Annotated in this window: 23 protein-coding genes; 10 read left to right on the forward strand and 13 right to left on the reverse strand. The window is 57.6% G+C overall.

The window, feature by feature from the left end:
• The first annotated feature begins 26 nt into the window (after positions 1-26).
• The 5 genes from ACR0CZ_RS05780 to lptF all read left to right on the forward strand — a co-directional run bounded on the left by ACR0CZ_RS05780 (position 27) and on the right by lptF (position 7,392).
• Positions 27-1,700 carry a hypothetical protein gene (locus tag ACR0CZ_RS05780; protein WP_170392579.1) on the forward strand — a complete coding sequence of 558 codons (1,674 nt, stop codon included), beginning with the start codon at positions 27-29 and terminating at the stop codon, positions 1,698-1,700.
• Entirely contained in the window at positions 1,693-3,453 is a 1,761-nt protein-coding gene (locus ACR0CZ_RS05785; protein ID WP_170392578.1) for a ferritin-like domain-containing protein, read from the forward strand. The genes ACR0CZ_RS05780 and ACR0CZ_RS05785 overlap by 8 nt, the downstream gene beginning before the upstream one ends.
• Positions 3,450-4,760 carry a radical SAM/SPASM domain-containing protein gene (locus tag ACR0CZ_RS05790; RefSeq protein ID WP_170392577.1) on the forward strand — a complete coding sequence of 437 codons (1,311 nt, stop codon included), beginning with the start codon at positions 3,450-3,452 and terminating at the stop codon, positions 4,758-4,760. The genes ACR0CZ_RS05785 and ACR0CZ_RS05790 overlap by 4 nt, the downstream gene beginning before the upstream one ends.
• A gap of 4 nt (positions 4,761-4,764) precedes the next feature.
• A complete protein-coding gene (gene qhpG / locus ACR0CZ_RS05795) occupies positions 4,765-6,180 on the forward strand; it encodes a flavin-dependent monooxygenase QhpG (RefSeq protein WP_170392576.1) in 1,416 nt (471 codons plus the stop codon).
• Between the two features lie 72 nt (positions 6,181-6,252).
• Positions 6,253-7,392 carry an LPS export ABC transporter permease LptF gene (gene lptF / locus ACR0CZ_RS05800; RefSeq protein ID WP_170392575.1) on the forward strand — a complete coding sequence of 380 codons (1,140 nt, stop codon included), beginning with the start codon at positions 6,253-6,255 and terminating at the stop codon, positions 7,390-7,392.
• A gap of 2 nt (positions 7,393-7,394) precedes the next feature.
• Here the strand turns inward: lptF and ACR0CZ_RS05805 are convergent, their stop codons facing one another.
• Entirely contained in the window at positions 7,395-8,228 is an 834-nt protein-coding gene (locus tag ACR0CZ_RS05805) for a LysR family transcriptional regulator (RefSeq protein WP_170392574.1), read from the reverse strand.
• 102 nt (positions 8,229-8,330) lie between these two features.
• On the opposite strand from ACR0CZ_RS05805, the gene ACR0CZ_RS05810 reads away from it, so the two are divergent.
• Positions 8,331-8,921, forward strand: a complete 591-nt coding sequence (locus ACR0CZ_RS05810; protein ID WP_170392573.1) for an HD domain-containing protein — start codon at positions 8,331-8,333, stop codon at positions 8,919-8,921.
• On the opposite strand, the gene speB is transcribed toward ACR0CZ_RS05810, so the two are convergent.
• From speB to ACR0CZ_RS05860, 10 genes are all read right to left on the reverse strand, one after another.
• On the reverse strand, positions 8,918-9,760 hold the full coding sequence (speB, locus tag ACR0CZ_RS05815; RefSeq protein ID WP_170392572.1) for an agmatinase: 843 nt from the start codon (positions 9,758-9,760) through the stop codon (positions 8,918-8,920). The two genes, ACR0CZ_RS05810 and speB, sit on opposite strands and share 4 nt — an antisense overlap.
• A complete protein-coding gene (gene nspC, locus ACR0CZ_RS05820; protein ID WP_170392929.1) occupies positions 9,757-10,926 on the reverse strand; it encodes a carboxynorspermidine decarboxylase in 1,170 nt (389 codons plus the stop codon). Before nspC ends, speB begins: the two co-directional genes overlap by 4 nt.
• 109 nt (positions 10,927-11,035) lie before the next feature.
• Positions 11,036-12,247 (reverse strand): saccharopine dehydrogenase family protein, encoded by a 1,212-nt coding sequence (locus ACR0CZ_RS05825; protein ID WP_170392571.1) that lies wholly within the window; start codon positions 12,245-12,247, stop codon positions 11,036-11,038.
• A 22-nt stretch (positions 12,248-12,269) separates the two neighbouring features.
• Complete coding sequence (gene speA, locus ACR0CZ_RS05830) at positions 12,270-14,159, reverse strand: biosynthetic arginine decarboxylase (RefSeq protein ID WP_170392570.1); 1,890 nt, start codon at positions 14,157-14,159, stop codon at positions 12,270-12,272.
• A 102-nt stretch (positions 14,160-14,261) separates the two neighbouring features.
• Positions 14,262-15,347 carry a DUF1513 domain-containing protein gene (locus tag ACR0CZ_RS05835; protein ID WP_170392569.1) on the reverse strand — a complete coding sequence of 362 codons (1,086 nt, stop codon included), beginning with the start codon at positions 15,345-15,347 and terminating at the stop codon, positions 14,262-14,264.
• A gap of 3 nt (positions 15,348-15,350) precedes the next feature.
• Entirely contained in the window at positions 15,351-16,361 is a 1,011-nt protein-coding gene (locus tag ACR0CZ_RS05840) for an imelysin family protein (protein WP_170392568.1), read from the reverse strand.
• Between the two features lie 3 nt (positions 16,362-16,364).
• A complete protein-coding gene (locus tag ACR0CZ_RS05845; RefSeq protein ID WP_480537025.1) occupies positions 16,365-17,855 on the reverse strand; it encodes a di-heme oxidoreductase family protein in 1,491 nt (496 codons plus the stop codon).
• A gap of 16 nt (positions 17,856-17,871) precedes the next feature.
• Positions 17,872-18,357: a bacterioferritin gene (gene bfr / locus ACR0CZ_RS05850; RefSeq protein ID WP_170392566.1), complete on the reverse strand. Its 486-nt coding sequence runs from the start codon at positions 18,355-18,357 to the stop codon at positions 17,872-17,874.
• Positions 18,305-18,598, reverse strand: a complete 294-nt coding sequence (locus ACR0CZ_RS05855; RefSeq protein WP_170392565.1) for a (2Fe-2S)-binding protein — start codon at positions 18,596-18,598, stop codon at positions 18,305-18,307. Before ACR0CZ_RS05855 ends, bfr begins: the two co-directional genes overlap by 53 nt.
• A 128-nt stretch (positions 18,599-18,726) precedes the next feature.
• A complete protein-coding gene (locus ACR0CZ_RS05860) occupies positions 18,727-19,995 on the reverse strand; it encodes an imelysin family protein (protein WP_170392564.1) in 1,269 nt (422 codons plus the stop codon).
• A gap of 231 nt (positions 19,996-20,226) precedes the next feature.
• On the opposite strand from ACR0CZ_RS05860, the gene ACR0CZ_RS05865 reads away from it, so the two are divergent.
• The gene (locus ACR0CZ_RS05865) at positions 20,227-20,766 is read left to right on the forward strand and encodes a ZrgA family zinc uptake protein (protein WP_170392563.1); all 540 of its coding nucleotides are present in this window, start codon (positions 20,227-20,229) and stop codon (positions 20,764-20,766) included.
• 34 nt (positions 20,767-20,800) lie between these two features.
• On the opposite strand, the gene ACR0CZ_RS05870 is transcribed toward ACR0CZ_RS05865, so the two are convergent.
• Together ACR0CZ_RS05870 and ACR0CZ_RS05875 are read right to left on the reverse strand one after the other, a co-directional pair.
• Positions 20,801-22,120 carry a GH1 family beta-glucosidase gene (locus ACR0CZ_RS05870; protein WP_170392562.1) on the reverse strand — a complete coding sequence of 440 codons (1,320 nt, stop codon included), beginning with the start codon at positions 22,118-22,120 and terminating at the stop codon, positions 20,801-20,803.
• A gap of 1 nt (position 22,121) precedes the next feature.
• Positions 22,122-23,153 (reverse strand): substrate-binding domain-containing protein, encoded by a 1,032-nt coding sequence (locus ACR0CZ_RS05875; RefSeq protein WP_170392561.1) that lies wholly within the window; start codon positions 23,151-23,153, stop codon positions 22,122-22,124.
• 214 nt (positions 23,154-23,367) lie between these two features.
• Here ACR0CZ_RS05875 and ACR0CZ_RS05880 point away from each other — a divergent pair, with 214 nt between their 5' ends.
• From ACR0CZ_RS05880 to ACR0CZ_RS05890, 3 genes are all read left to right on the forward strand, one after another.
• Entirely contained in the window at positions 23,368-24,723 is a 1,356-nt protein-coding gene (locus ACR0CZ_RS05880; RefSeq protein WP_170392560.1) for an ABC transporter substrate-binding protein, read from the forward strand.
• 66 nt (positions 24,724-24,789) lie between these two features.
• Positions 24,790-25,797: a carbohydrate ABC transporter permease gene (locus ACR0CZ_RS05885; RefSeq protein ID WP_170392559.1), complete on the forward strand. Its 1,008-nt coding sequence runs from the start codon at positions 24,790-24,792 to the stop codon at positions 25,795-25,797.
• Positions 25,798-25,809: 12 nt separating this feature from the next.
• Positions 25,810-26,958 carry a carbohydrate ABC transporter permease gene (locus tag ACR0CZ_RS05890; protein WP_170392558.1) on the forward strand — a complete coding sequence of 383 codons (1,149 nt, stop codon included), beginning with the start codon at positions 25,810-25,812 and terminating at the stop codon, positions 26,956-26,958.
• The last annotated feature ends 5 nt before the right edge of the window (positions 26,959-26,963 follow it).

A 26,963-nucleotide genomic window follows, 5' to 3' on the forward strand; every position in this document is an offset into this window, starting at 1 on the left:
CAAGGCCAAACGGGGGAGGGCCCAGTATGGACACGATCCAAGAGATTTTCTTTCTGCCACCCATGGCGGTTGCTCGCCTGGGACCGGGCGAGACACCGCTGGAAAGCTATGAGTGGCAGCAGGACATGGATGCCCATGGCAACAACAAAACGGTCATCCGCTCGAACATAACCCTGCGCGAGATCGAAGATGGCAGTGTCACCGCCTATCTTCCCGATCCCGACACGATCCGCTTTCGCGACGAAGGCGGCGCGTTGCGCCCGGTTGCCCCGTTCTTTGAGCTGTGGGCGCGGATGCATGATGCCGAAACGGGCGAGGAATATGAGACACCGGTGACGCTCGATCTGCTCGACGATCAGGGCCTGTCGCTGCAAAACGTGCGCTATTCGGTCACCGTCGGGAACACCAAGGCCGAGCGCCGGACTGGCGACGCGGCTTGCGGGTTTCGTGCACGGGTCGAGATTGCGGGTCAGGATTTCGCCCCGAAACCCCTGCTGGCCTTCAGCCCGTATACGTCCGAACAACAGCCGATGGTCTATGAGCATAACCCGATCCCGCTAGGTTCGATCCGTGTGATGCATCCTGTGCAGGGTCATGATGAACCAGTCGAAGGGGAGTTCATCGACCGCAGTATCCTGCGCCTGCGCTTTATGCCTCCGAAAGGCGAGGTTTATGGCCCGCCTGATGCTGCATACGGTCCGGCGACGCTGGCCGTACCGGGCTATCAGAACGACCCGCCGAAATCGGAATATGGTCGCATCCACGAAATCGTGCCCGAACAGAACCGCATCCTGAACCCCGACACCCCTTGGTCGAAATGGATCATGATGTCCGGCACCTCGGACGACCCTGAGCCGCATGATAGTTACGACGGTGCCCGTGTGGGCAATGACCAATCCTGGGGAGTGGCCGATGACACCAGCGATGGCGTGATCGAGGCGACGCTGGCCGTGCGTGGCGAACGCCTAACCGCACGCGCCACGATCATGACCGGACCACCCGATTTTGCACCTGATGCGCGTCCGTTCTATAGCCTTGAGGATGATCTGGCCGATCGTGATCTGTCGCTAATCTCGGTAACTGAAGAAAACTACACGCAAGCTAAGGATGAGGTGGTTGATATTTTCCGCCGTGCCTTCGAGACCAACAGCCTGATCAACCTCGACGATATCCGCGCGCAAGGTTTGAAGGACAATGCCAAATTACAGGCGAAAACCGGGATTTCCCCGACGCCGGGCCTGCCGTCAACCGATGCGAAATCCATGACGGAGGAGGATGCAAGGCCGCCGGACAAGATCGACGAACTGATCCGCCCGCAACCGATCTCGGTCTTTTCGAACTCCGTGCCGAATGATCGGCTGCCCTATACAGTGGCGACGAAGTTCGTGCATGAGCAGTTGATTGACGAGGCCAACCTGCTGGATTTCCTACGCCGTCGCCCGGATTTCGTTAAAACACTGCTGCGTCCACCATATGGTATCCTGACCGAGCTTGAAACCGACCCGAACCCTGATCAAAATCCGAACCCGGATTTTCGCGATCCTCGGATTATCCGCGACTCGATGCACGACGCGCGGATGCCGCCCTATATGCGCGATTCCAACTATTACCCGCTGTCGCTGTCGCGCAGGCAGTACCATCTGGTGATCTCGTTCATCGACTATCTGGTTGCACAGGAAACGGAGGCTCAGAATGTCTGATCAGCCCGGCCAAATCCGCGTTAAACCCCGCAACCTGACCGCCCGCGCGGCCTATAAGGTACCGGGCAACCCCGACAACACGCGACTGGACGGATCGGTGGGGAATTGCTTTCCCGGTCTGGAAATGGATGTGCGCAACCTGGACCGCCGCTTTTTCCCCGGTCTGGTGTTCAACGCCGCGCGGGTGCCGCTGAACCCCGTGCCCGAGGCGCCGAAGAATTCACAGGGCTTCCATCTGGTTTTTGTGGACTATTTCTATGATCCGATGCTGCCTGACAACAGCCCCGAGGAGTGGGTGCAGACGCTGTTGGAGGCCTACAGCGGTGACATCGGCGCAAAGCTCAGCCAAGGTCGCTGGTTCCTGTCATGGGTCGAGCAGAGCGGTAAGCGCATCACTTTCAAGGAGGAAGACGGCACACCCTATGACGGGCTGATGATTTGGCGGTTCATCCGCAGTCTGGAACATGGTGATGACAAACCGGTCAGCATTGCGCTGGAACGGCGCAATCATGAAGGCATCGTGGATACCGAGCAGGTCGTCCTGCACGGTTTTCGCCGCCAGTACCGGACCGAGGCGGGTGTCTTCAGCGAAGCCTATGATCCCGGAGAATTGACGCAAAGCCTGTGCAATCCGTGGTCCCATGACTTCCGCGACTGCGGCTGCCACTACTGGCCTTCGAACCACCCCGACGTAGTGATGGCTGAGGTGGCGCATGACGATCAGTTACCCTCGGGTCAGTCAAAGAACCCGATCGAGGCCGAGACCTATCTGGATTGGCTGCGCTCGGACAAGTCTCCCTCCGGTAACGTCGCGGCGCTGAATACGGTCGAACAAAACCGCCCCTACCAGATTGACCATTATCAGGTAAATCAGATGTGGAGCGAATTGCCTATCGTCGTTGAAGGCCGCGAAACGGGCGAGGTTTATGAAGTTGATCCCGAAATGCCAGGCGTGGAGCCCTATGACACGCCGCAGGCGATGATCGAGGACCTCAAGACGCGTCTGGCCGCGATGGAGATGACGCTGAGCCTGCAATATCTTTACGCCTATTTCTCTCTGGCTGATCCCGAAACGGCGGATACCCAAAAATGGCCGACGCTGAAAGACGATCTGATATTTGCCCGGCGTTCGGTGCTGGAGGTCGCGATTGGCGAGATGACCCATATGCGCTGGGCGAACCAACTGCTGTGGGAGCTTGAGCCCGAGGGGTATGAACCCATCTTGACCCCGTCCGAAACCTTGCCGGCGGGCAAGGGTAAGACGCAGCCGCGCGCACTGAGGCCACTGACGGCCGAAGCGCTTGCGGATTTCATCGAGATCGAGCGCCCCGGAGGCTTTATCGACCGCGCTTATGCACAATGTGTGGCGACTTTGGAGCAGGAGGATTTGTTCCCGGAACGCCGCCTTTATGCGCTGGCGGTACGGATCGACACCGACGGGGACGAGCACTTCCTGCGCTTCAGTCAAATGAAGGACGTTTTGGCCAAATACGATACGGGAGAGGGCACGCCTGCCTATTTGCGTCAGATTGAGGTTGGCACTGAAGAGGAGGCCAGGACGGCGCTGGAACTCTACGCGAAGGTCAAGGATGGGTTAGCCAACGCCTATACGCTTGAAGCGGATGGCAAATTTGAAGACTCCCAGGCCTACATCCAGCAGGTGCGCGATGACATGAAGCTGTTCCGCGTCGAGGGCGAAGCGCTGGCCGCCAAGGGGATTGGCATCCCGTTCTGGACGGAGGGTAAGGCGTGATCCCACCCGCCGCGCAGGTGCATTTCTTTGACACAGGGCATGGAGATCACATGCTGGCCGTTGATGGATCGCGCGTGTTTGATGTGCCTGAGGGGACGGCGGACCAATTCGCAACGATGGACAAGAGAAGTCAGAGCGCTTTCCTCAGGTCCATGGGATTGGATGGAACACCTTTCATCGATGACACGCCGCCTCAGAGTATGCCCGTGAGGTCGCTGTCACTGGCAGTGGCGCAGAAATGCAATCTGGCTTGCACTTATTGCTATGCTGCAGGGGGAGAATTTGGCGGACCCGCGCGGAATATGGAATGGGAAGTCGCCAAGGCTTCGGTTGATCGGCTGGTGGCCGAAGCCGAACCCGGTGTGCGGATCAACCTTGCCTATTTGGGTGGAGAACCTCTGATCAACCGTGATCTGGTGCAACGCACTACGGAATATGCTGTCGATCAGGCGCATGCCAACGGGTTGAGCGTCGGGTTTTCGATCACATCCAACGGGACCCTGCTACGCCCCGAGGATGCGGCGTTTTTCGAAACGCATGGATTTGCTGTCACCATCAGTCTGGATGGCGTGGGCGAGGTCCATGACAAGCTGCGCCCAAATCGTGGCGGTCGGGGTAGTTTTGATACGATCCTGAAACGGGTCGAGCCTTTGCTGGCAGCTCAACACCGTATGCAGGTTGGTGCCCGGGTAACGGTTACGCCGCAGAATATGAACCTGCCAGAGACGCTGGATCGGTTTGTGGGAATGGGATTTCATTCGATTGGATTCTCGCCCATGCTGGCCTCGCCCAACGGTCAGCATGAACTGAACCGGAGTGATTTGGACGAGATGCTATCGCAGATGATCCGTTGCGGCGAAGTTTTCGAGGCGGCGGTAATCGAAGGGCGGCGCTACCCTTTCTCGAATATGGCAGCGGCGATGCAGGAGATCCACCGAGGCACCCACCGGCCCTATGCCTGCGGGGCAGGGGGCGGGTATTTTGGCGTGTCTGCTGATGGCGGCCTGTTCGCTTGCCATCGCTTTGTTGAAGACGAAGCCGGAGCCATGGGCAACGTCTATGATGGCCCCGACCTACGGCGCGAGAACTGGTTGGCGGATCGGCACGTGCACACACAATCCCCGTGCGGCACCTGCTGGGCGCGGTATCTGTGCGGCGGCGGGTGTCATCACGAAGTCATCCATCGCGGACGCCCCGCTTGCGACTACATTCGAGGTTGGTTGCACTATTGCCTTCAGGCCTATGTCCGCTTGTCCGAAGCACGTCCGGATTATTTTGGCGTGTCCGCACGGGTGGCCTCTGCCTGAACGGATGGAGATTGAGACCGAAATCTGCGTGATCGGAGGCGGCCCGGCAGGTAGTTCTGCCGCGCTGAGGTTGGCTCAGCTAGGTCGGCGTGTCTGCCTGATCGAGCGGCAAACGTTCCCGCGCCAGCATGTCGGCGAGTCATTGCCGCCATCTATCTGGCCGATCCTGAACCTGTTGGGGGTCGACGAAACCGTTTCCCAAACCGGTTTTCTGCGTGCAAGCGGATCGCTTTTGCATTGGGCCGGAGCGTTCGAACGTCGCGGCGTCGACGGTGATCACCCCGGACTTTTGGTTGACCGGGGCCAGTTTGATGCGGTGCTGTTACGTGCAGCACAAGCGGCAGGGGCGCAGGTCGTCCAACCTGCGCGCGCATACCGCCCGGTGCGCCAGCAGTCTGGTTGGGAGATTCCCGTTCGGACCGACACGGGCGCCTTTCGGATCCAGGCACAAATCCTGCTGGACGCAGCGGGACGGCAAGCCGGGCTGGGCCGCAGGTTTCTCCCTGCATCCCAACCTTTGTTGGCGCTTTATGCTTATTGGCACGTGCCGCCGGGCTTTGGCCCGCAAGCCCGGGTCGAGGCGGGACAAGGACATTGGTATTGGGGCGCGTTGTTACCGGGAGGAGTGGTCAACGCAATGGTTTTTGTCGATCCCGACGCCTGCATTGGGCTGCCACCCGCAGATCGACGCGATCTCTATCTGAATCTTCTGGCCCGTTCGACACTACTAGCGCCCTGTCTGGAACAGCGCCGTATCGGGCCTGTGCGGCGGGCGGATGCGACCAGCCAGGCCGAGACAACACCACCAACGCGCGACCTTCTGCGGGTCGGAGAGGCCAGCTTCGCGGTCGACGCGTTGTCGTCGCAGGGGGTGCAATTGGCGATGGGGCAGGCGGTGCAGGCCGCAGCTGTGGTGAACACGCTTCTGACAACCCCCGAACATAGTGATCTGGCCTTGTCTTTTTATGCGGATCGGCAATTCGAGCGTGTGCAGACCCATGCAGCGCTTGCAGCCGATTTCTATGCACGGCAGCATGCTGTCGATCCTTCGCACTTCTGGGCTGAGCGCGCAAAGCCGTTGGATTGGGTAAAGTCCCCAGCGTTCGATCCAAACAGGGAGGCGTTGCGTGATGATCAGCCCCTGATCCTGTCACCTCAGGCTAAGCTCATCACTTCCGGCGTGCAAACCACTTCGCATATCGAACCCGGCCTTGTCATAGGGCACCCGAATCTTCCAAGGCCAGTTGCAAATCTGGAGGGCGCAATGCTGGGACCGTTGTTAGAGCGGCTGGGCGCCCCGACAACCACTTTGAACATCATCAAGAGCTGGTCAGAGGTTTTGGCCACACACACGGCGTCGCGCATTCTGCGCTGGCTTTGGTATCATCGCATCGTGATCCCCGCCGCTGATCAGGCTTAATCGAGGTTTCCTCGGCGCGTTGAATCACCTAAAGTCCGCCGCAACGCCAACCGCCAAGAAACAAGAGGTCGCATGTCGCGTTTTGATGGGTATTTCCTGCGGCAATTGCTGGTGCTGTTTGGCTTTTTCACCCTTGTGCTTGTCGGGGTGTTCTGGATCACGCGTTCAGTCAGCCTTTTTGATCGGGTCATCAGCGGCGGCCAATCGGCGATGGTGTTCCTGGAGTTCACGGCGTTGACCTTGCCGACGCTGATCCGGACGGTCATGCCCATGGCTGTGTTTGCGGCCGCTGTTTACGCCACCAACCGTTTGAGCCGCGAAAGCGAGATGACGGTGATGCTGGCAACAGGCTCCAGCCCGTGGCGACTGGCGCGCGCGGTCTTGGTGTTCGGGCTCAGTGCGGGACTGATGATGGCTGTCATCAGCGTCTTTTTGCGACCTGCATCGGTTGATCAACTGGAATTAAGACAGGATGAAGTTGCCGGAGATGTCACCGCACAGCTGTTGAATGAGGGCGAATTCTTGCATCCAGCAGAAGGTGTAACCGTCTATATCGGCGACATCGATTTGGACGGAACGCTGCGCGAAGTCTTCGTCTCGGACCGTCGCGATGGGATTAACCCGGTCAGTTATTCCAGTGCTACGGCCTATCTGGTCAATCAGGCTTCGGGCATTCATCTGGTTATGCTGGATGGGATTGCGCTGCGGTATGATCAGGCTGGTAACACGCTGTCATCCACGTTGTTCGAAGACGCCTCTTACGACATTTCCGAACTGACCCAGAATTCGAGTATGGGCCATCGCAGCCTTGAAGCCATCCCGACGGTCGAGTTGATCTGGGATCGCGAAGCGGTCTCAGTGAAAGATGATCACAGCATCGGCCATCTGGTGGATGAGCTGCACCAGAGGTTCTCGTGGATTGCGATATGTATTGCGGTCGCATTGGTCGGATATTCGACCCTGATGCTGGGTAGCTTTTCGCGCTTTGGGCTTTGGCCTCAGATCCTGGGTGCCTTTACCATTCTGGTCCTGCTTGAGGGAGTTCGGGGATTCGTATCCCCGTTCGTCATCAATGATCCCAGACTTTGGGGCTTGCTGTATCTTCCCGCCGTTATGGGCGTGCTTGTGTCGGTTCTGTTTTTACTGGCCGCGGGGCGACCCTTGCTGCGAAAAAGGGTTCGAAACGGAGCACCAAAGCCGTCACCGGTCTGAAGTCAGCGGCGAAGTTCCTCCAGGCACTGCAGGATGTTTTCAACTTCTTGACTGTCCGAACGGACCACCAAATACAGCGGTAGCATTAAGTCGCGCGCATCTTTCTCGCGCAACAGCTCGCCTGAGTTCAGATGCTGAGTGATGACATAGTCCGGGAAATACCCATACCCGCCACGCTGTAGGAGATAGCGTAAAGCCATCAAGCAATTACCCAGAAAGATAGTTTGCCCTGTCGCGAGACGCGCTGTGGAACGGACATGATCCCGGTAGGTTTTGCCCAGTTCTATGTTGACAAATACCCGTTCAGCGTCGGTGTTCGCATCCTTCCTGCTTTGAACCAAAGACAGCCGTTCGGGCGCAAGTTCGTGGAATACCACGCGCCGGTCCGCAGGTTTTTCATGGGTCAGCGCGGCGTCAAGTACGTGGGTCGCAACGGCGTCGACCATATCCAAATCATGGTCGTAATTCAGGGTTAAAAGCAATTGTCCAAACCGTTGTTCAAAGCGAACAGCAAGGTCCACCAGTAACGGATCCCACACGCTCAACTGGGCACCCAGACGCAGTGCCAACCGATTTTGAATCTGTTCAGGCAGGTCGTTGGCTGCGAACGACCACAGCGACAGCATCTGTTCAGCATAGGGTTTGAATTGGCGACCGTACTCGGTCAATACCGTTCCGCCTGCCCCGCGCGAGAACAGCGGTTTGCCTGTTGCGTCTTCCAGGGCCCTGATCCGGGCGCTGACTGCGGTTTGGGTTACATTCAACTTACGGGCCGCTGAGTGAAACCCACCGGTTTCGGCTACGCTTAAAAATGTTTCCAGAGATTTGGTTTGCATATTGAAAGTATTTTTTGATCGTATTGATAAAATCAATTCACTTTTTTGCCTATATCTGCCGCTTTAAAGTGATTTGACGAACGTAGCCAAAGGATTCGCGCGATGCTGGACAAGAGCCACAAACCCACCTGGACCAGTTTTGAAGAGGCGACCAAGGCCGACTGGGATGCGGTCATGGAGTATGAAGAGAGCTACAACGCTGCTTTGCCGGATCGCATACTGGACGCCATTCGTTCACTGGACGAAGAATGGACGCCGTATCCGGTGAATCGCTATCAGCACAGCCTACAGGCCGCGACACGAGCGTATGAGGACGGCGCTGATGAAGAGTTGGTTGTGGCTGCCCTGATCCATGACACCGGCGATATCTTGTCGCCTTATAATCACGGGGAACTGTCCGCCGCGATGATGAAGCCCTATGTCAGTGAGAAGACACACTGGATTCTCAAGCACCACTGCGTGTTTCAGGGCTACTACTACAATCATCATCTAGGTGGTGATCGGAATGCCCGCGACAAATATCGCGACAGTCCGTATTGGGAGGACTGCCGCTATTTTTGTCATGAATATGATCAGAAGGCGTTCGACCCGGATTATCCGACCAAACCGCTGGAGTTCTTCGAACCCATGCTACGCCGCGTTCTGAACAAGGGCGAAGGGCACATGGAACTGAATGAGACCGCCGAGGGTTAACAGGCGGCCATCAGGCGATAGACGATCTGGGCGGCGGTAAAATCCCAGGCGGCATTGCCGTTCGGGGCCAGTTCGACGACGTCGAAACCCACACATTTTCGGCCCTTCAGGGCGTGTTCCACCAGGCGCAGGGCTTGATAATATCCCAGCCCGCCTGGGACGGGTGTTCCAGTGGCGGGCATGATTGCCGGGTCCAGCCCATCAACGTCAAAGCTGACGTACACCAGTTCGGGAAAATCCTTGGGCAGATCAACCGAGTGGATGTTGCCGGTAACCAGTTCTTCGGCGTCTACATGAAACACGTGATTTTTCAGGCGGCTTTGGGCCTCTTCGGTCGAAAAGGCGCGAACGCCGAATTGCGCCAGACGGATACCTTCTTCGGCAAGAAGATGCATGACTGAGGCGTGAGAGTGTTTCTCGCCCTGATAAGCGTTGCGCAGATCAGCATGGGCGTCGATTTGCACGATACCAATCGGTTGGTTTAGAGCGCGGGCAACACCCAACACTGCGCCGTAGCTAAGTGAATGCTCTCCACCTAGCGTCACCGGGATTTTGCCGGCGCGAACGGCCGCTTCCGTGCGTTGGGCTAGGCGTTCCATTATCTCTGACAACGCTGCATCGCAGTCAACGGGTTCTTCGGTGAAGATCCCCTCGACGCAGGGCTCGGCGTGGCCAGTGATGCGTTCCAGTTCATTACTGGCTTCGATAATTGCGTCCGGGCCTTTGGCGGTGCCCGCCCCGTAAGATACAGTGCGTTCCAGCGGCACCGGGATCACACGGAACCGCGCGTCCTCGGTGCGCTCGGATGCGGACAGTTCACTGTCGAGGAAAATACTCATGAGAGGCGGCCTTTAAAGTCGTCATAGCCAAATTGTTTGATGATTTTCAGTTCGTCCGTTTCGCTGTTCCACAGCGCTATAGTCGGCAGCGGAACTCCGTTGAAGGTGTTGGTTTTGACCATCGAGTAATGCGCCTGATCGAGGAAGGCAAAGCGTTGGCCTATTTCCAGTGGCTTGTCCCAAGTGTAGTCACCGATCACGTCGCCCGCCAGACAGGACGGGCCGCCAAGGCGATAGGTATGGCCTGCCTCGGCCTCATCCATGAGGGCGGGGCGATAGGGGGCTTCGATGACGTCCGGCATATGGCAGGTGGCCGAGATATCGGTGATCGCAAGGGTCATGCCGTTGGTCGGCAAGTCGAGGATTTCGCCAACCAGAATGCCCGCATCCAGGGCCACCGCCTCACCGGGTTCCAGATAGACGTCGATACCGTGTGTCTCACGGATGGATTTGATGAAGGCGACCAGCCCGTCGCGGTCATAGTCATCACGGGTGATATGATGCCCGCCGCCGAAGTTCAGCCATTTGAGTTGGCCAAGGTACGGTTTGAGTTTTGGCTCAACCGCGTCCCAAGTCCGCTGCAACGGCTCGAACCCCTGTTCGCAGAGCGTGTGCATGTGCAGCCCGTCCACGCCACTCATAGTCTCGGCGGTCAATTGGCTGACAGGCGTGCCCAGACGCGAGCAGGGCGCGCAAGGGTCGTATTTAGGGATTTCGCCTTCGGAATGTTCTGGATTGATGCGCAGACCGACCTGTACGCCGGCGGCTTGGGCTTTTGCCAGAAAGCGGTCCTTTTGCGCGGGTGAGTTGAAGATGATGTGGTCAGACAATGACAGGATTTCGTCGATGTCGCTTTCTTTGTATCCGGCGCAGAAAGTGGCGACCTCGCCGCCATATTCTTCGCGGCCCAGCCGGGCCTCGTAGATGCCGCTAGCGCAGGTGCCGCCAAGGTATTGGCGTACAAGCGGGGCCAGCGAGAACATCGAAAACGCCTTGAGGGCGCTGAGAATGTGAGCGCCGGAGCGGGTGCCGATATCGGCAAGGATGTTCAGATTTCGTTCGACAGCTTTTTCATCGACCACGAAGCAGGGGGTAGGTATGCGGTTTAGATCAAACCTGCGGAAAGCTCCTGCATCTCCGGCTTGTGTAGTCATCATGTCGGACAAGAGGTTATCTCCGGACAGTGCGGAGGGCAGTGCCTGACCGCGGGTGGGTGCGAAGCGCCCGCCCATGGGGACGGTCGGGCGCTGCCCGGCGTTGCCGCCGGGCGAGGATTTAGAAGTTAACCGGGCCGTCGAGTTCGTGGACCTGCCATGGCAAACCATGTTCGTTCAGCATGTCCATGAAGTTGTCAGGGTCGAGTTGCTCCATGTTCCACACGCCCGGTTCGCGCCAATTGCCTTTAAGCACCTGCGCCGCACCGATCATGGCGGGGACGCCGGTGGTGTAGCTGACGGCTTGGCTGCCGACCTCACGGTAGCATTCCTCGTGATCGCAGATGTTGTAGATATAATAGGTCTTTTCGCCCGAGCCGTCCTTGGCCTGACCTGTGGCGATGTCACCGATGCAGGCTTTGCCCTTGGTCTCCGCGCCCAGATCGCCGGGATCGGGCAGCAGGGTTTTCAGGAACTGAATCGGGATGATTTCCTTGCCGTCATGCATCACCGGGTCAATGCGAGTCATACCGACGTTTTCCAGCACCTTGGCGTGGGTGATGTAGGCGTCACCGAAGGTCATCCAGAAGCGGGCGCGCTCAATCTCGGGGAAATGGGTGCTGAGCGACTCCAGTTCCTCGTGATACATCAGGTACATGTTCTTGGGGCCGATGGCGGGGAAGTCGAACTCGACCTTGTGGGTCATCGCCGGGCTGTGCTGCCATGCGCCGTTTTCCCAATGGCGCACCTCGGCCAGCACTTCGCGCAGGTTGATTTCCGGGTTGAAGTTGGTGGCGAATTCTTGATCGTTGCTGCCGCCATTCGCGTCCAACACATCGATCTGACGGATCGTATCCAACTTGTGCTTCTTCAGCCATTTGGCGAAGACGGATGTAACACCCGGATCGAAGCCCGAGCCGAGGATGGCAGTCAAACCAGCCTCTTTGAACCGTTCTTGATAGGCCCATTGCCAGTGGTATTCGAACTTGGCCTCGTCCTCGGGCTCATAGTTCGCGGTGTCGAGATAGTGGATGCCGGCCTCAAGACACGCGTCCATCAGAACCAGATCCTGATACGGCAGGGCCAGGTTTACGAGGATTTCTGCACCCGTTTCTTTGATCAGTTTGACTGTGTCTTCAACCTTGTAGGCGTCCAACTCGGCAGTCGCGATGTCCACACCGACGCGGTCCTTAACGGCCGCTGCGATGGCGTCGCATTTCGATTTCGTGCGGCTGGCCAGCGTGATCTCGGTAAAGATGTCCGAATTCATCGCCATTTTGTGCACGGCTGCGTGCGACACGCCGCCCGCGCCGACAACCAGTGTTTTGCCCATGGGATAGTCTCCTCTCAAGGGGTTATTCGTAATAGGTGTAGCCGTTGATCGAGTCGCGATAGGCGCTCATCAGGGTTTTTCGGTCCTTGGCTTGCAGAGTACCGGTCGAAATCGCCTCGTCCACCATTTTGCGGAACGCGGCGACACAGTCTTGCGGGTCGAATTCCACATAAGACAAGACTTGAGAAATTGTGTCGCCCTCTTGTTCATGCAGCAAGTCGAAGCCACCGTCGGTGCGCAGGTCGATGGTGACGACATTGGTGTCGCCGAACAGATTGTGCAGGTCGCCAAGTGTTTCCTGATAGGCGCCAACGAAGAAGACGCCCATGAAATACTCGCCTTCTTCGGGCAGCGAATGCACTGGCAGGCTGGGGGACACGCCGTCGGCCAAAATGAATCGGTCGATCTTTCCGTCGCTATCGCAGGTGATGTCGGACAGGACCGCGCGGCGGTCTGGTGTTTCATTCAAGCTTTGCAGCGGCACGATCGGGTGTAATTGGTCGATGGCCCAGACATCGGGGAGGGATTGGAACAGCGAGAAGTTGCAATGGTAGATGTCTGCGACCTTCTCAAGCTGGTCATCCACTTCCGTGTCCAGATCATCACTTGCCGCTAAGGCCTTGAGACGGGCCATAAGGGACAGGTAGATGCGCTCGGCCCGGGCCATCTGGCGCAGGTCGACATACCCGCGTCTGAAAAGCGCGCGCAATTCATTGCGATAGAAGGTTGCGTCGTTCCAGCATTCCTGCAGCCGATCCTTGCTGAGATAGCCGTGTACTGCGGCGAGGTCCGAAACCATGTGGTGGTCATCGGGCTCGGCCATTGGTCCGTCCGGGGCGTCGTAGAGTGTGCTTTCCAACACGTTGAAGACCAGCATGGACGACGTCGCAACCACCGCACGGCCGCTTTCGGTGATCAGTGTGGGGTGGTCGATTTCAGCCTCGTCCATGGCGTAAGCCACGGTTTCGACTACGTTGGCGCAATATTCCTCGACCGTGTAGTTGATCGAGTTTTCCGCGGCCTTTTTTTCGCCCGTGTAATCCACCCCCATGCCGCCGCCGAGATCCAGATAGCTGAGTGGTACACCTTCACGCGAGAGTTCGGTGTAATACCGGCATGCCTCGCCAACAGCGCGGCGCACATCGTTAACGTCTTGCACCTGTGAACCCAGATGCGAATGTTGCAGCTTGAGGCAGTGCAGCAATCCCGCCGCTTTCAGCTTGTCCACGGTGGCAACAAGCTGGTCGGTGTTCATTCCAAAGGCGGAACGGTCGCCGGAACTTTCTTCCCATTTGCCGCTGATCTGATTGGTCAATTTGACCCGAACGCCTATTAGGGGCTCGATCCCCAGTTGGTTATAGACCTCGATGACGGTATTGGCCTCTTTTGGACTTTCCAGCACGATGACGGTGTTGAACCCGATCTTGCGAGACAGGATCGCCAATTGGATGAATTCAGCATCCTTGACGCCATTGCAGACGATCAGCGCTTCGGGGGCCAGGCGATGGGCCAGGGCCACCACCAGTTCGGGTTTTGATCCTGCTTCAAGGCCATAATTGTATTTCTTGCCGAACTCGACGATCCGGTCGACCACCTGCGCCTGTTGGTTCACCTTGATCGGAAAAACACCGCGATAGTGGCCCTTATAGTTTACGCGCGCGATTGCCTCGGCAAAGCTCTCGTTCAGGTGCGCGATTTCATGCTCTAGATAAGACGCAACACGCAAGACCATCGGGGCTTTGATCCCCCGGTCGTCCAGATCGCTGAGGATACCCGGCAGGCTGATTGGCTCGGCTTCGGGGGCCATCGGATTGCGCAGAGCTATCTCGCCCCATTCTGTCACCTCAATGAGGCCATGGCCCCATTTCTCAACCCCGTAGATGGAATGCGGTGCGTCGGGCGTCTGTTTCAATCAGATCAGTCCTTAACTTGGGTGTGCTGGTTTAGCGCCTGCCAATACGGCAGCGGTTTGATTCGTCCAAGTGTAAACTGTGAGAGGGTTCGCTGCCGAATTCTAGCCGTATGTACGGATCGGGATCAGGTGGTTGTCCCACTGGCAATCCGACCGCGCGGTGATTTCGGCGCCGGTGGTCGTCAGAGTGCCAAATGCACCGGTTCCGGTGGTAAACGCCAACCCAGCCTTACCGGCGCCTAAACCACAAACATCTTCGAACACTAAAGCTTCGATGAATGCTCCGCTATTTACGTCGAAACGGTGCAATGCATCGCCTCGCGGACAGGTGATCGCAACCGATTGGCCATCGGTGGAAAAGGCAATGCTGCCAGCATACCATTGCAACTCTCTTTGCTGCGTTTCGGGCGCTGACAAAAGGCGAGGCTTTTCGCCCCTTCGGTGAAGCCCCAGAAGGGCAGGGTACTTGGTCTGGCTGCCTTGCCATTGCATTGCAAAACCCACTAGACCATCGTCACGCACCGCAAGATGGCGGATCGAGCTTTTGTGCAGCGCGCGGGGTAGCTCTACTTGCTCCAATATCGAACCCGAAATGTCGAGATAGCTCAGGTTGGGCTGCATCGTTGGCAGATTTAGCTTGGTCCGACCGCTGTCGGGGTGTGTCTCGATGCCGCCATTGGCGATGACCAGTATGTCGCCACCGGGCAGCAAGCGCATGTCGTGGGGGCCTATCCCACCTGACGAGAACTCTCCCAGCCGTGCGAAGCTGATCGCGTCCCAGACGCCAACCACACCTTCTGCGGCCTCATAGTCGTTTTCGGTTGTGAAAAACTGTGTTCCATCAGCCGAGAATGCACCATGCCCGTAGAAGTGGTGGCCATTGGGTGCCTCCAGCCGCTTTAGGACAGAACCATCTGTACAATCAATTGCAATTGCAAAGGTCCCGGGGCGGCGGGCAACGGCGACCGCTTGGGCTTTGAACGGATGGGCCGCGGCGGCGTGCCCGCGCGCGGGTAGCGGTATGGCGAACAAAACTGCGCCCGAGTTATCCAGGCCGGACAGGCGGTAGCTACCATCTGGGAATAAGGCAGCGGCCAGATAGCGGGGCGCGCCGACGGACGCCCAGCCCGGCACCGAAGCAAGACTGGCGGCACCAAGGCCTGCAAGAAATTCGCGGCGGTTCGTCAATGGTCAATCCCCATCCAGTGAGTTGAATCCGGCGCTGATGCCGAGCGTCGGGCCAAGCTCGGTCGCGGCGATCTCGCGAATGTCGTTGATCGATTGCTGCAGCGCTTCGATGCGGACGCGACCTTGCGGTGTCGCAACACCGGCGAGGGCGGGGTCGTCCAGTGATTGAGCCCGGTCGATGGCCCGCGCGAAACCGGCATCCAGATCTGCAGCAATCTCGGGGTGGTCAAAGGACAGACGGGCGGCCAAGTCACGCAGGGCGATCAGAGACAGCGTGACATGATGCAACGACCGCTTGGACCGCCGCGCTTCAGCACGGTTCGGGCGCGGACGCTCGAACGTTCCTAAAGGGCGTCCAATGCGTGTGTCGGCTGTGAACTCTAGCCCCGTTGTAAGCGCCTTGAACAGCTCCTGCATCGCCTCATCGCCCGAGCGATAGGGGCTGTTGTCCCCCGGCTGCGTCAGTCGTGGTGCGTAGCTTTGCCAGTCCGCGTTGATCGCGACGGCATTTCGGTTGATATCAGTGGTGATGGCGCGGATAAGCGCGCAACGATAGTCGGCGCTTCCTTGTTCTGTCATCGCTGGATCAAAGAGCATTCGTTCCAATGCAAAAAAGCCGCGCCCGGCGATTGAGGTTTCGGCAAAGGCATCGGGGTCGTCGACGGCAGTGTCTTCACTGGCGATGTGTCGGGACAGGGTTTTGGGTGTGAATCCTTTGGTATCTGGCCAGAAAGCCAGTGCAAAAGCGCGATCGTCAGCCTCGGACGGCCCAAAACGTAAATGGCTGGCCGAAATCCAGCTATCGAATGCCGTGGCGTAATCAGCGCGCAGGTCGTCTGACTCCGGTTCGCAATCTGTTTGGGCTGTGGTCGACAAAGCTCCGGTTGCATCAGCTAGCTCTGCAAAGCGTGGCAGAATATGCGTTTCGGTCACATCCATCAAAATCGGAGCACGATCCTGTGCAAAGGCGCCCAAGGGCACCAGCAGGGCGGCGGCGAAAGTAAGGCTACGCATGGGTCAGAGGCTCCCAAGAAAGCGGATCAGGGCGTCGCGGTCGGCTTTTGGCATTGAAACAACCGTGTCACGGGCGGCCTGCGCCTCGCCACCATGCCAAAGGATGGCTTCAAGCAGGGATCGCGCGCGACCATCGTGCAGGAGTTGGGTGTGGCCCGAGACGCGCTGGGTCAGGCCGATGCCCCACAAAGGCGGCGTGCGCCATTCGCGGCCCGTTGCGCGGGCCTCGGGGCGGTGATCGGCCAGACCCTCGCCCATGTCGTGCAACAGCAGGTCGGTATAGGGCCAGATAAGCTGGAAGCTCTGTTCGGGCCTATCGGGCATCCTGTGGGTGACATAAGCAGGCGTGTGGCAGGATGCGCAGCCCGAGGCAAGAAACACTTCTTTCCCGCGCAGCACTTCAGGGTCATCGGTGTCTCGGCGCGCCGGAACACCGAGATTGCGGCTGTAGAAGGCGACGAGGTCCATGCCAATTGCGTCAATCTCGAATCCCCGCGCATCATTGTCTCCGTGCGGTGCATCAATGCAGTTGGCCTGCAATTCGGTGCAATCGCCGTACGGCGCGGGGTAAAGCGGACTTGATATGCCGATATCACCTGCGAAGGCCGCCGCCGATTGCTCCATCACCGTGGGCATCCCGGCCTTGTGACCAAAGCGGCCTATCATTGGTTCGCCGAATTCCGTCGACCATACGATGTTCGGACGGCCCGAGATACCATCGCCATCTTCGTCATCAGGATCGGCTTTGGCCAGCAAGTCCTCAACCGGAATTGATTCCAGCAACCCCAGTCCGATCATCTGCGGCGCAACTCGAGGGCTAAGCATCGCGTCCGGGTGCAGCGGGCCATAGCCTAAATCGGCGGCCTTATAGCTGGGGCGGCGGAGCGAGGCCGTTTCGCCGTCGGACAGCGAGACGGGGACTTCCTCATACGTGATGTCCAGCCGATATTCTGCGGGATGGCCTGCCAGAGCGAAATCCTGCAGTTGAGTGCCATAACTCGGATCAGGCAGGGTGGCGATATAGTCTTCGATCTCGGCAGGCGCGCCCTCTGGCTTGCCGGGAACCGAAACTCTCAGGAACATCGAGACGGCATTGTCATCCGGGCCGTAAGGCGTATGACCGCGCCCGTCCTTGATGTGACAGCGCTGACACGAGCGGGCGTTGTATAGCGGACCCAAACCGTCCGAAGCCAGAGTGGACGACGGAGACGAGACCCAGATCTTTTTGAACAACCCGTTGCCGACTTTGAAGTCCAGCTCCTGTTCGAAGCTTAAATTGGCGGAGGGCTGAGAAAACGCGTCCGCATCAGTGCGCGCCCGCACGGTCGCAGCACCAGCGGACAGTTCTTCGAACCGCTGCGGCACACTGAAGTCATCCGGCGTAGCTGTGACAGCGTCGATCCGGGCGCGTTCTTCGGCAGTTCTTGGAAGGAAATTTAGATGAGAGTCCCGCAGCTCGGTGGCTTGGGAAGAGGTGGCCGTGAGTGCGGCCACCGATGCAAGGGCAAGCTTACTCGCCTTCGTCCATCTTGGATGCGTTAAGTTGCGCATAATTGGCTTCGCCAATCCTTTCATAAAGGTCGAGCTGCGTTTCGAGGAAGTCGATATGTCCTTCTTCGTCGCTGATTAATTCTTCGAACAGGCCCATGGACACATAGTCGCCGGCCTCGCGGCAGTATTCCCGCGCTTCGACATAAAGCGCCCGCGCGTCTTGTTCGGCGGCTAGATCGCATTCCAGTGTTTCTTTCGGGGTCTGCCCGATGCGGAGTGGGTCAAGTTTCTGCAGGTTGGGGTGGCCCTCCAGAAAGATGATCCGCTCGATCAGCTTGTCTGCATGGCCCATCTCCTCAATGGATTCCTCACGGCTTTTCTTGGCCATATGGCCAAGCCCCCAATCCTCTTGCAGGCGGTAATGTAGCCAGTACTGGCTGACCGCCGTCAGTTCATGCCGCAGTGATTTGTTGAGGTATTCTATGACCTTGGGATCGCCCTTCATGTGCTTTCTCCTGTGATACTTCGGATCGTAATGACCGAAGCTGCATGGGGACTTTAAGATTATCGTCTGCGCGCATTGTGTCTAGGAAAAGCGGCATACATCCGCCGCAATCCGCTGACTTGCCGAGGGCATGATAGATCTTGCCGGGAGTGATGATGGTCTGTGGGTCTGCCGTGCGCATCCAATCGATCGCCGCTCGGATATCGTGGTCAGAGATGTTGGTGCAATGGCAAACGATCATGGCGACTCAGTCGGGGTATGCTATTTCCTAGTGAAATAGTAGGTTATTGAGGGCGCGTCCAGTGCCAAGACGCCACACTCGATGTTGAGAAAGGCCGAGAGCACTAAAAATGCGCCCGGCCATGATGCCTATTGGAATACCGCGTCAGGGTTATCCAAGCTGTCCGAGCCTTCGAAATCGATCTGGTCAAGCTCCAGCACGGTCACGATGCGTTCGATGGTCTTGGTTTGATCGACCAGTCCATTGACGCCACCCATAATCAGCGCTTCGCCACCTTCATTGCCGCGTTCCAGCATCTGGTCATACGCAAAACCCGCTTCGGCGGTTGATTTGATACGGCCTAGCGCCAGCATGGTGTTGGCCAGCTTGGCTTTCATCTCTGTATCAAGCGTCGGATCAGCTGCGGTCACCAGATCCGATAGGGATGCACCCGAAACAGGCGTGCCATCGATGCGGGTATAGCTGCCCAAATACACATTCTGGATGCCCAGGCCGTCATAGTAATGGCTGTTGTGGGTGTTGTCCGAGAAGCAGTCCTGCTCTTCCTCGGGGTCGTTCAACATCAGGCCGAGGCGCATACGCTCACCCGCCTGCTCGCCGTAGGACAGCGAACCCATGCCGGTTAGGATCGCACTAACGCCAGCAGTTTCATTTGCGGCAAGAGCGGCACGTGCGTCACCATCTTCGGCCCACTGGGCAGTCATCCATTCCAGATCACTAATCAGCAGATCGGTTGCCGCTTTCAGATACTGGGCGCGGCGATCGCAGTTGCCACCTGTACAGCCGTCACCAACTAGATAATCGGTATAAGGACGACTTCCTGCGCCCGTGCCGTGGCCGTTCAGGTCCTGACCCCACAGCAGGAATTCGATGGCGTGATAGCCGGTGGCGACGTTCGCCTCGATCCCGTCAGCCTCATGCAGCGTATCCGACAGCAGGGCAGGGGTAATTTCGCTGGCGTCGATGGTCTCGCCAGACAGATCAAAGCTGGGGTTGGCGATGACGTTCAGCGCGGCAAACTCGTTCTCATCGCTGGGGCCGCCGTAGGAGGAATCCACATAGTCTATCATGCCCTCGTCCAGAGGCCATGCGTTCACCTTGCCTTCCCAATCGTCGACGATGGCGTTTCCAAAGCGATAAACCTCGGTCTGCTGATACGGCACGCGCGCGGCGACCCATGCGGCACGTGCGGTGTTCAGAGTGGCATCGGATGGGCTAGCAATCAGGGCGTTGACGGCAGCTTGCAGATTCTTTGCTGCAATCAGACTGTCGTCATATTTGGCTTCGGCGATGTTGGAATATGTGGTCAGAACATCGGCTTTGGACGGGGCCTCGGCGACAGCTGTACTTGCGATACACAAGGTCAGGGCACTGGCCGCGTTGAACAATCTGGTCATGTGGAACACTTTTCTTTCTTAGCGGGATTCGGACCCCGGCAGGCACAGCGGGGCTGGACGGGGCAATTTCTTAGTGAAATAGTCGGCAATGTCAACCTGAGTTTTATTGTCGGGTATTATTCCTATTTCTGACTAACCATATCTGGGGAGCCCGATGCACCCGGCGAACATTGCGCTGAGGCGCAATTGTATTAAAATGCCCTACGGTTTGTTTGGTTAATGGTGAACAGAATGAAACGCGCGGCCGTTGTTCTTGCGCTAATACCAGCCGCGCTGATGGCGCAGGCAGAGACCGCCATCGAAGCGCATACTCATGGCGCGGGTCATATGGCAATTTCATTCGTTGAAACCGGATTTAGCCTGACGCTTGAAGTGCCAGGCGTAGATATTGTTGGGTTCGAACACACTGCCGAGAACGAAGATGAGAGGGCGGATGTTGCCGTCGCAATCTCGGACCTTTCTAAACCGCTTGAGATCTTTGAGGTGCCGCCTGAAGCGGGGTGTGTGACTACAACGGCCAATGTCGCGCTTGTTGGTGATGTCTTCGTTCAGGATGAGGGGCAAGTCAGCGATAATGCCGTGCATCACACCGAATTTCAGGCCGATTATCTGGTGCAGTGTCAGGAGCCGTCGTTAGTGAATTCAATTCAGTTCACCTATTTCGAACGGTTTGCGCGCGCCGAGCGCTTGTTTGTTGAGCTGACGTCATCCTCGGCCACACAGAACCTTACGGTGGAACGCCAAACGCCACATTTGAAGGTGCCAAACTGAACCGGCGTGTGCCCGCAGTAGCAAAGCTTGACGGTCAACCAGACTGATCCCGGACCAATGCGGCCTGCAACGCGCGGTAGGAATCCTTTGGCCTTCTTTCCAGCGTCTCAAAATCTACATCGACCAGCCCGAACCGTTTTTCATATCCCAGCGCCCACTCGTAATTGTCGAGAAGGGACCAGATGAAATATCCCTTGATCGGAACGCCGTGGTCCAGGGCGTTACACACTTCGGCAAGATGCTGGTTCAAGTAGTCAATTCTGTCAGCGTCGTTTTGACGTTCTGCGCTCGCCATGCCATTTTCGGTCACGTAGATAGGCAGGTCCCCAGTATACTCTTGCGCGGTCCGGATCAGGAAACGGGACAGGGCTACCGGATCAATTTCCCACCCCATTTGCGTTTTTAGCAAGGGGCCAGGGACGTCGGTCAAGGAAGGCCAAGGCGTATCTGCGCGCGTTATCAACTTGCGCGTATAGTAATTGAGCCCACACCAATCGACCGGCGACGCGATTGTGTCGAAATCATCCTGCCACTTGTCCGGCAGATGCGGCTCCAATCCTTCCAGAACATTCTGAGGGTAGGATTTCTTAAATGCGCCGCCCAGGAAAAAGCGGTTGTAAATCCCGTCGTAAAGCGCCGCCGCAGTCTGTGCCTCATCGCTGTCGTCAGCAGGTTCCGCCCATTCAAGGTTGAACACTGCGCCAAGGTTCGACATGCCCAATCCACGCATGGCTTCGATTGCGCGACCATGGGCCAGCAGCACGTGGTGCATCGCGCGCGCGGTCGCCCGGATGTCGCGCAAGCCGGGGGCATGTTGGCCTTCGAAATGGCTCAGCCAGCTTACACACCAAGGCTCGTTGACAGGTGCGACGCTGAACATCCGATCGCCGATGCGGCCCATGATGATCTCGGTGAAGTCTGCAAACCAATTCGCGATATCCCGGTTTCGCCAACCGCCCAGATCGGCGAGCGGTGACGGGAGTTCCCAGTGATACAGCGTTGCGCAAGGTTTGATGCTGCGTTCAAGCAGCGCATCGGTCAGGCGATCATAGAAATCCAAGCCTTGCTGATTGATCGGTCCGCGTCCTTCGGGCAGCACGCGCGCCCAACTGGTTGAAAAACGGTAACAGTCGAAGCCTGCGCCCCGGATCAGATCCAGATCCTGTTCGAACCGGTTATAGTGATCGCAGGCCAAATCTCCGTTTTCCGCATTGGTGACGTTACCTGGAGTTGCGGCGAAACTGTCCCAATGGGTCTTGCCTGCGCCCCCATTGGCGTGTCCCTCGATCTGATAGGCCGACGTCGCCACGCCAAACTGAAAATCTGGCGGGAAATCTGCGCGTTTGTACTTCATCTCACATCCTTTGTGGGGCTGGCCCCGTCGAGCTGCCGACGACAAGTTCAGCCTCCAGCAAGCGCGTTTTGGGTGGGTCATCCGGAGCGTTGATCCGCTCGATCAGCATTTCGGCAGCCACCTCGCCCGCGTGTCTGACCGACGAGCGCGTTGCGGTGAAAATTGGAACATCCATACCATTGCGCATGTAGGACAACTCGTCATCATGAGCGATCACCGAGATATCGCGCCCCATTTTCAGGCCGCTTTCTTCCAGTGCGCGCCGGACTCCAACCGCAGAGATAATCGAAGAGGCCAAAATTGCTGTTGGCGGGTCGTCGAGCTTCAGCATGTCGCAGGCTGTCTGATGCCCATAAATCTCGGTCATCTCAGCGCTGCGCAGCAGGTTTGGATCAGGCGAGATCCCGGTTTCTTTGAGCGCCGCCAGATAGCCGTTCCTCCGCCGACGCGCGAAATCCATTTCCTCGAGCCCGTTGATCAAGGCGATGCGCCGATGGCCCAGATCGATCAAAAACCGAGTAGCGCGTTCGAAAGAACGCTGGTTGTTCACATCGATCCAATCATAGGGCTCTTTGGCGTAGGTCGACCGGCCATGAACAATGAAGGGCACGCCGAGGCGCGATAATACCGAGATGCGCGGCTCTCGTACCTTGGGGCCTTGCAGGACCACGCCGTCTACGACGCCTCGATTGAACAGGCTGCGATAGGATTCTTCAATTGATGTGTCCGGCGCGTGCGTGAACATCATGTCATAATTGTTCGCCGCATAGGTTTTGGCTGCGCCTGCCACAAAATCACCGAAAATCGGATTGACCATTTCGTGCCGGGACGAGGTGGGAATCACATGGCCGATGACCATAGACCGCCCTGTCGCCAGCCCCTTGGCGCGGCTGTTGGGGCGGTAACCATGCTTGTTCGCAGCAGCCTGAACTCGGATGCGCGTCCCTTCGCTGACCTCCGGGTAACCGTTCAGCGCGCGGCTGACGGTTGTTTGTGAAAGGCCGAGGATCTCAGAGAGTTGCTTTAGGTTCATTTTACTCAAAGCGCCTTCAAATTGAAGCCCATTTGTTTTGTTGTGAAAACCTAGCTCAGTCAACATGTTTCGAGAGAATGTCTTAGAATGGCAGTTTTTTAGGTGTTAGTAGGCGAGATATTGACAGGGTCTGAATGTTAGCGGATAAAGTACGGCATCCAAAGCGCTTTGAAAACGAATCTCGTTTGCGCCGAAAATATTGGGAGGAGAACTCATGAGACACGCACTTTATTCGGGTGCGGCGGCGATCGCTCTGCTGGCCGGGTCGGTACAAGCACAAGATTTGGTCTTCGCGCCGGGCGAGGGGCCGTTCAACTGGGACAGCTATAATGCCTGGGCCGAAAGCGCCCCGGATCTGAGCGGTCAGACGGTCACGATTTTTGGTCCGTGGCTGACCCCGGAAGACGGTTACTTCAACAACATGATTGCCTATTTCGAAGAGGCGACTGGCGCAGATGTGATCTATACCGGTTCCGACAGTTTCGAGCAGCAGATCGTTATCGATGCCGAGGCAGGATCAGCCCCCAATATCGCGGTCTTCCCGCAGCCAGGACTGGCGGCGATCATGGCATCCAAAGGGCAGCTGACACCGCTGGGTGAAGATATGGCGGCCTGGGTTGGTGACAATTATGCGGCTGGCGATTCCTGGGTTGATCTTGGCACTTACAAAGACGCCGACGGCAATGACCAGATGTATGGCTTCTTCTACAATGTGAACGTCAAGTCTCTGGTCTGGTATAACCCGGAAAACTTCGAGGATGCCGGATACGAAGTGCCGACGAGCATGGAAGAACTGAAGGCCCTGACCGAGCAGATCGTCGCCGATGGCGAAACCCCGTGGTGCATTGGCCTGGGATCGGGTGCCGCCACCGGTTGGCCCGCGACCGACTGGGTTGAAGACATGATGCTGCGGACTCAGCCGCCCGAGGTTTACGACCAGTGGGTGACAAACGAGATTCCGTTTGATGATCCGCGCGTTATCGCCGCAATCGAAGAGTTTGGCTGGTTCGCGCGTGATGACGCCAAGGTCTCGGGTGGGTCAGATGCTGTCGCCTCGACTGACTTCCGCGACAGCCCCAAAGGCATGTTCTCATCGCCGCCCCAGTGCTACATGCACCGTCAGGCGTCCTTTGTTCCGGCCTTCTTCCCCGAAGATGTCGAGTTCGGCCTGGATGCAGATTTCTTTTACATGCCGTCTTTCGCAGACAAGGACTTGGGTAACCCGGTTCTGGGTGGCGGTACTCTGATGGCGGTCAGCAATCCATCGGATGCGACCAGCGCGTTCATGGAGTTCCTCAAGCAGCCGCTCGCGCATGAGGTGATGATGGCGCAGACCGGGTTCCTGACCCCTCATACGGGCGTGAACACCGAGGCCTACAAGGATGATACCCTGCGCGGTCTGGGTGACATTCTGTTGGGCGCGACGACCTTCCGCTTTGACGGGTCGGACCTGATGCCTGGCGCCGTAGGTGCGGGCACCTTCTGGACCGGTATGGTTGACTATACCGGTGGTAAATCCGCTGCAGAAGTCACCGGCGAAATCCAGTCGTCCTGGGACGCGCTTAAGTAATCTGCTGAACCCTTCGGGCAGCCTGTCACTCAGGTTGCCCGAAACCCTTACAAGGGAGAGGATGCCATGAATCCGGCAATTCAGGGCCTGCTGACAATCGTAATCGGTGTGTCGGGATGCGTGGGCTATTTCTACCTGTCCAACCAGTTTCTGGATAAGGTTCTGTTCCCTGCGCGCGGCCCCAACGCGGGGCGAAACATCAACCGCGCAAACATGATCCGGCCCTGGCTGTTTCTGTTGCCTGCGATCCTCGCGCTTGGGGTTTATCTTGCCTATCCGGTGTTTGAAACGCTGCGCCTGTCACTGACTGATCGTGTCGCCGGTGGCGGATATGAATGGGCGGGCTTCAATAACTACTCCCAAATGCTCGCCGAGCCGAAATTCTGGGAAGCGATGCGCAACAACATGCTTTGGCTGATTGTTGTCCCGGCCATGTCGACCGCTTTTGGCCTGCTTGTGGCGCAGCTGACAGACCGTATCCGCTGGGGCAATGTCGCCAAGTCGCTGATCTTTATGCCGATGGCGATTTCTTTCGTGGGGGCCTCGGTGATCTGGAAACTGGTCTATGACGCACGTCCACCTGATCAGGATCAGATTGGTGTTCTTAACGCGATCTATATCTTCTTTGGCGGAACCGAGACGCATACCTGGCTGACGCTGCCATTCTGGAACAATTTTTTCCTGATGATCGTACTGGTCTGGATTCAAACCGGCTTTGCCATGGTCATCCTGTCTGCTGCCTTGCGCGGTATCCCGGAAGAGACCATCGAGGCCGCCATTCTGGACGGGGCCAACCCGTTTCAGATTTTCTTCAAGATCAAAGTGCCGCAGATCAAAACCACGATCATGGTTGTCTGGACCACCATCACAATCGTTGTCCTCAAGGTCTTTGACATCGTCTTTGCCATGACCAATGGCCAGTGGGAGACGCAGGTTCTGGCCAATTACATGTACGACAAGATGTTCCGCGCCAATGACTGGGGCGTGGGATCGGCATCCGCCATGGTGATCATGTTGCTGGTGACGCCGATCCTGATCTGGAACGTGCGCAATGCGCGCAAAGAAATGCAGTAGGAGGACGGGGTTATGAGCGATATTGCAGGAACCCGCCCAGCCCTTAGATGGGTCGTTCACGCCTCGGTTGTGCTGCTTGTGGTGCTTTGGGTTTTCCCAACACTCGGTTTGTTGATCTCGTCATTCAGAACGGCGGACCAGATTTCCAGCAGCGGCTGGTGGCGGGCGCTCTTCCCGTCGGAGCAGAACCTGACTCTGCGCGCGGCTGCGCCGGAAACGCAGGTTCTGCAGGATGGTCTCTATGTGATCGAAGGCAATATCTTCGATGGTGATCGGGCCTCGGACATTTCGCGATGGGGTGTGAATTCCCGTGCGATTGATGCCTTTGCTCCGGGCGAAACGGCTGAGCTTCGTCGTGGCGGGACGATCACGGTTCAGGCCAACGGTGACTATCGGATGGAAAACGCAGAAGAGTTTTCGGGCAAGCGCGGCCCTCGCGTGTTTGTGACGACTACTCTGCCGCCTGAATTCACCTTGGAAAACTATGCCCATGTTCTCTTCAACGAAAGCAGTTCCGACAGTATGGGCAAGGCGTTCTTCAATACCCTGACGGTGACGATCCCGGCGACGATTATCCCGATTCTTGTCGCAGCATTTGCGGCTTACGCGCTGGCTTGGATGGATTTCCCGGGGCGTGCCCTGCTGATCGCTGCGGTGGTTGGCCTATTGGTGGTGCCATTGCAGCTGGCGCTGATCCCGTTGCTGAAACTGCATCTCAATATCGGGATCGGCAAAGGATACCTGGGGGTCTGGATGGCCCATACCGGGTTCGGGATGCCATTGGCGATCTACCTATTGCGTAACTACATGGCCGGGCTGCCTCGTGACCTGATTGAGAACGCCCGGGTAGATGGCGCAACCGAGTTTCAGATTTTTACCAAGTTGATCCTGCCGCTTAGCTTTCCGGCACTGGCATCCTTTGCGATCTTCCAGTTCCTCTGGACATGGAACGATCTGCTGGTTGCCAAAGTCTTCCTGATCGATGCCAGCGGCCAGACAACGGTAATGACCAACCGTATCGTCGAACTGCTGGGTACGCGGGGCGGTAACTGGGAAATCTTGGCCACGGCGGCGTTTGTCTCAATCGCGGTGCCGTTGGCAGTCTTCTTTGCAATGCAGAAATATCTGGTTCGCGGCTTGCTGGCCGGTTCCGTAAAATAAGGGCG

It is taken from the genome of Ruegeria sp. H9 (assembly GCF_056532915.1).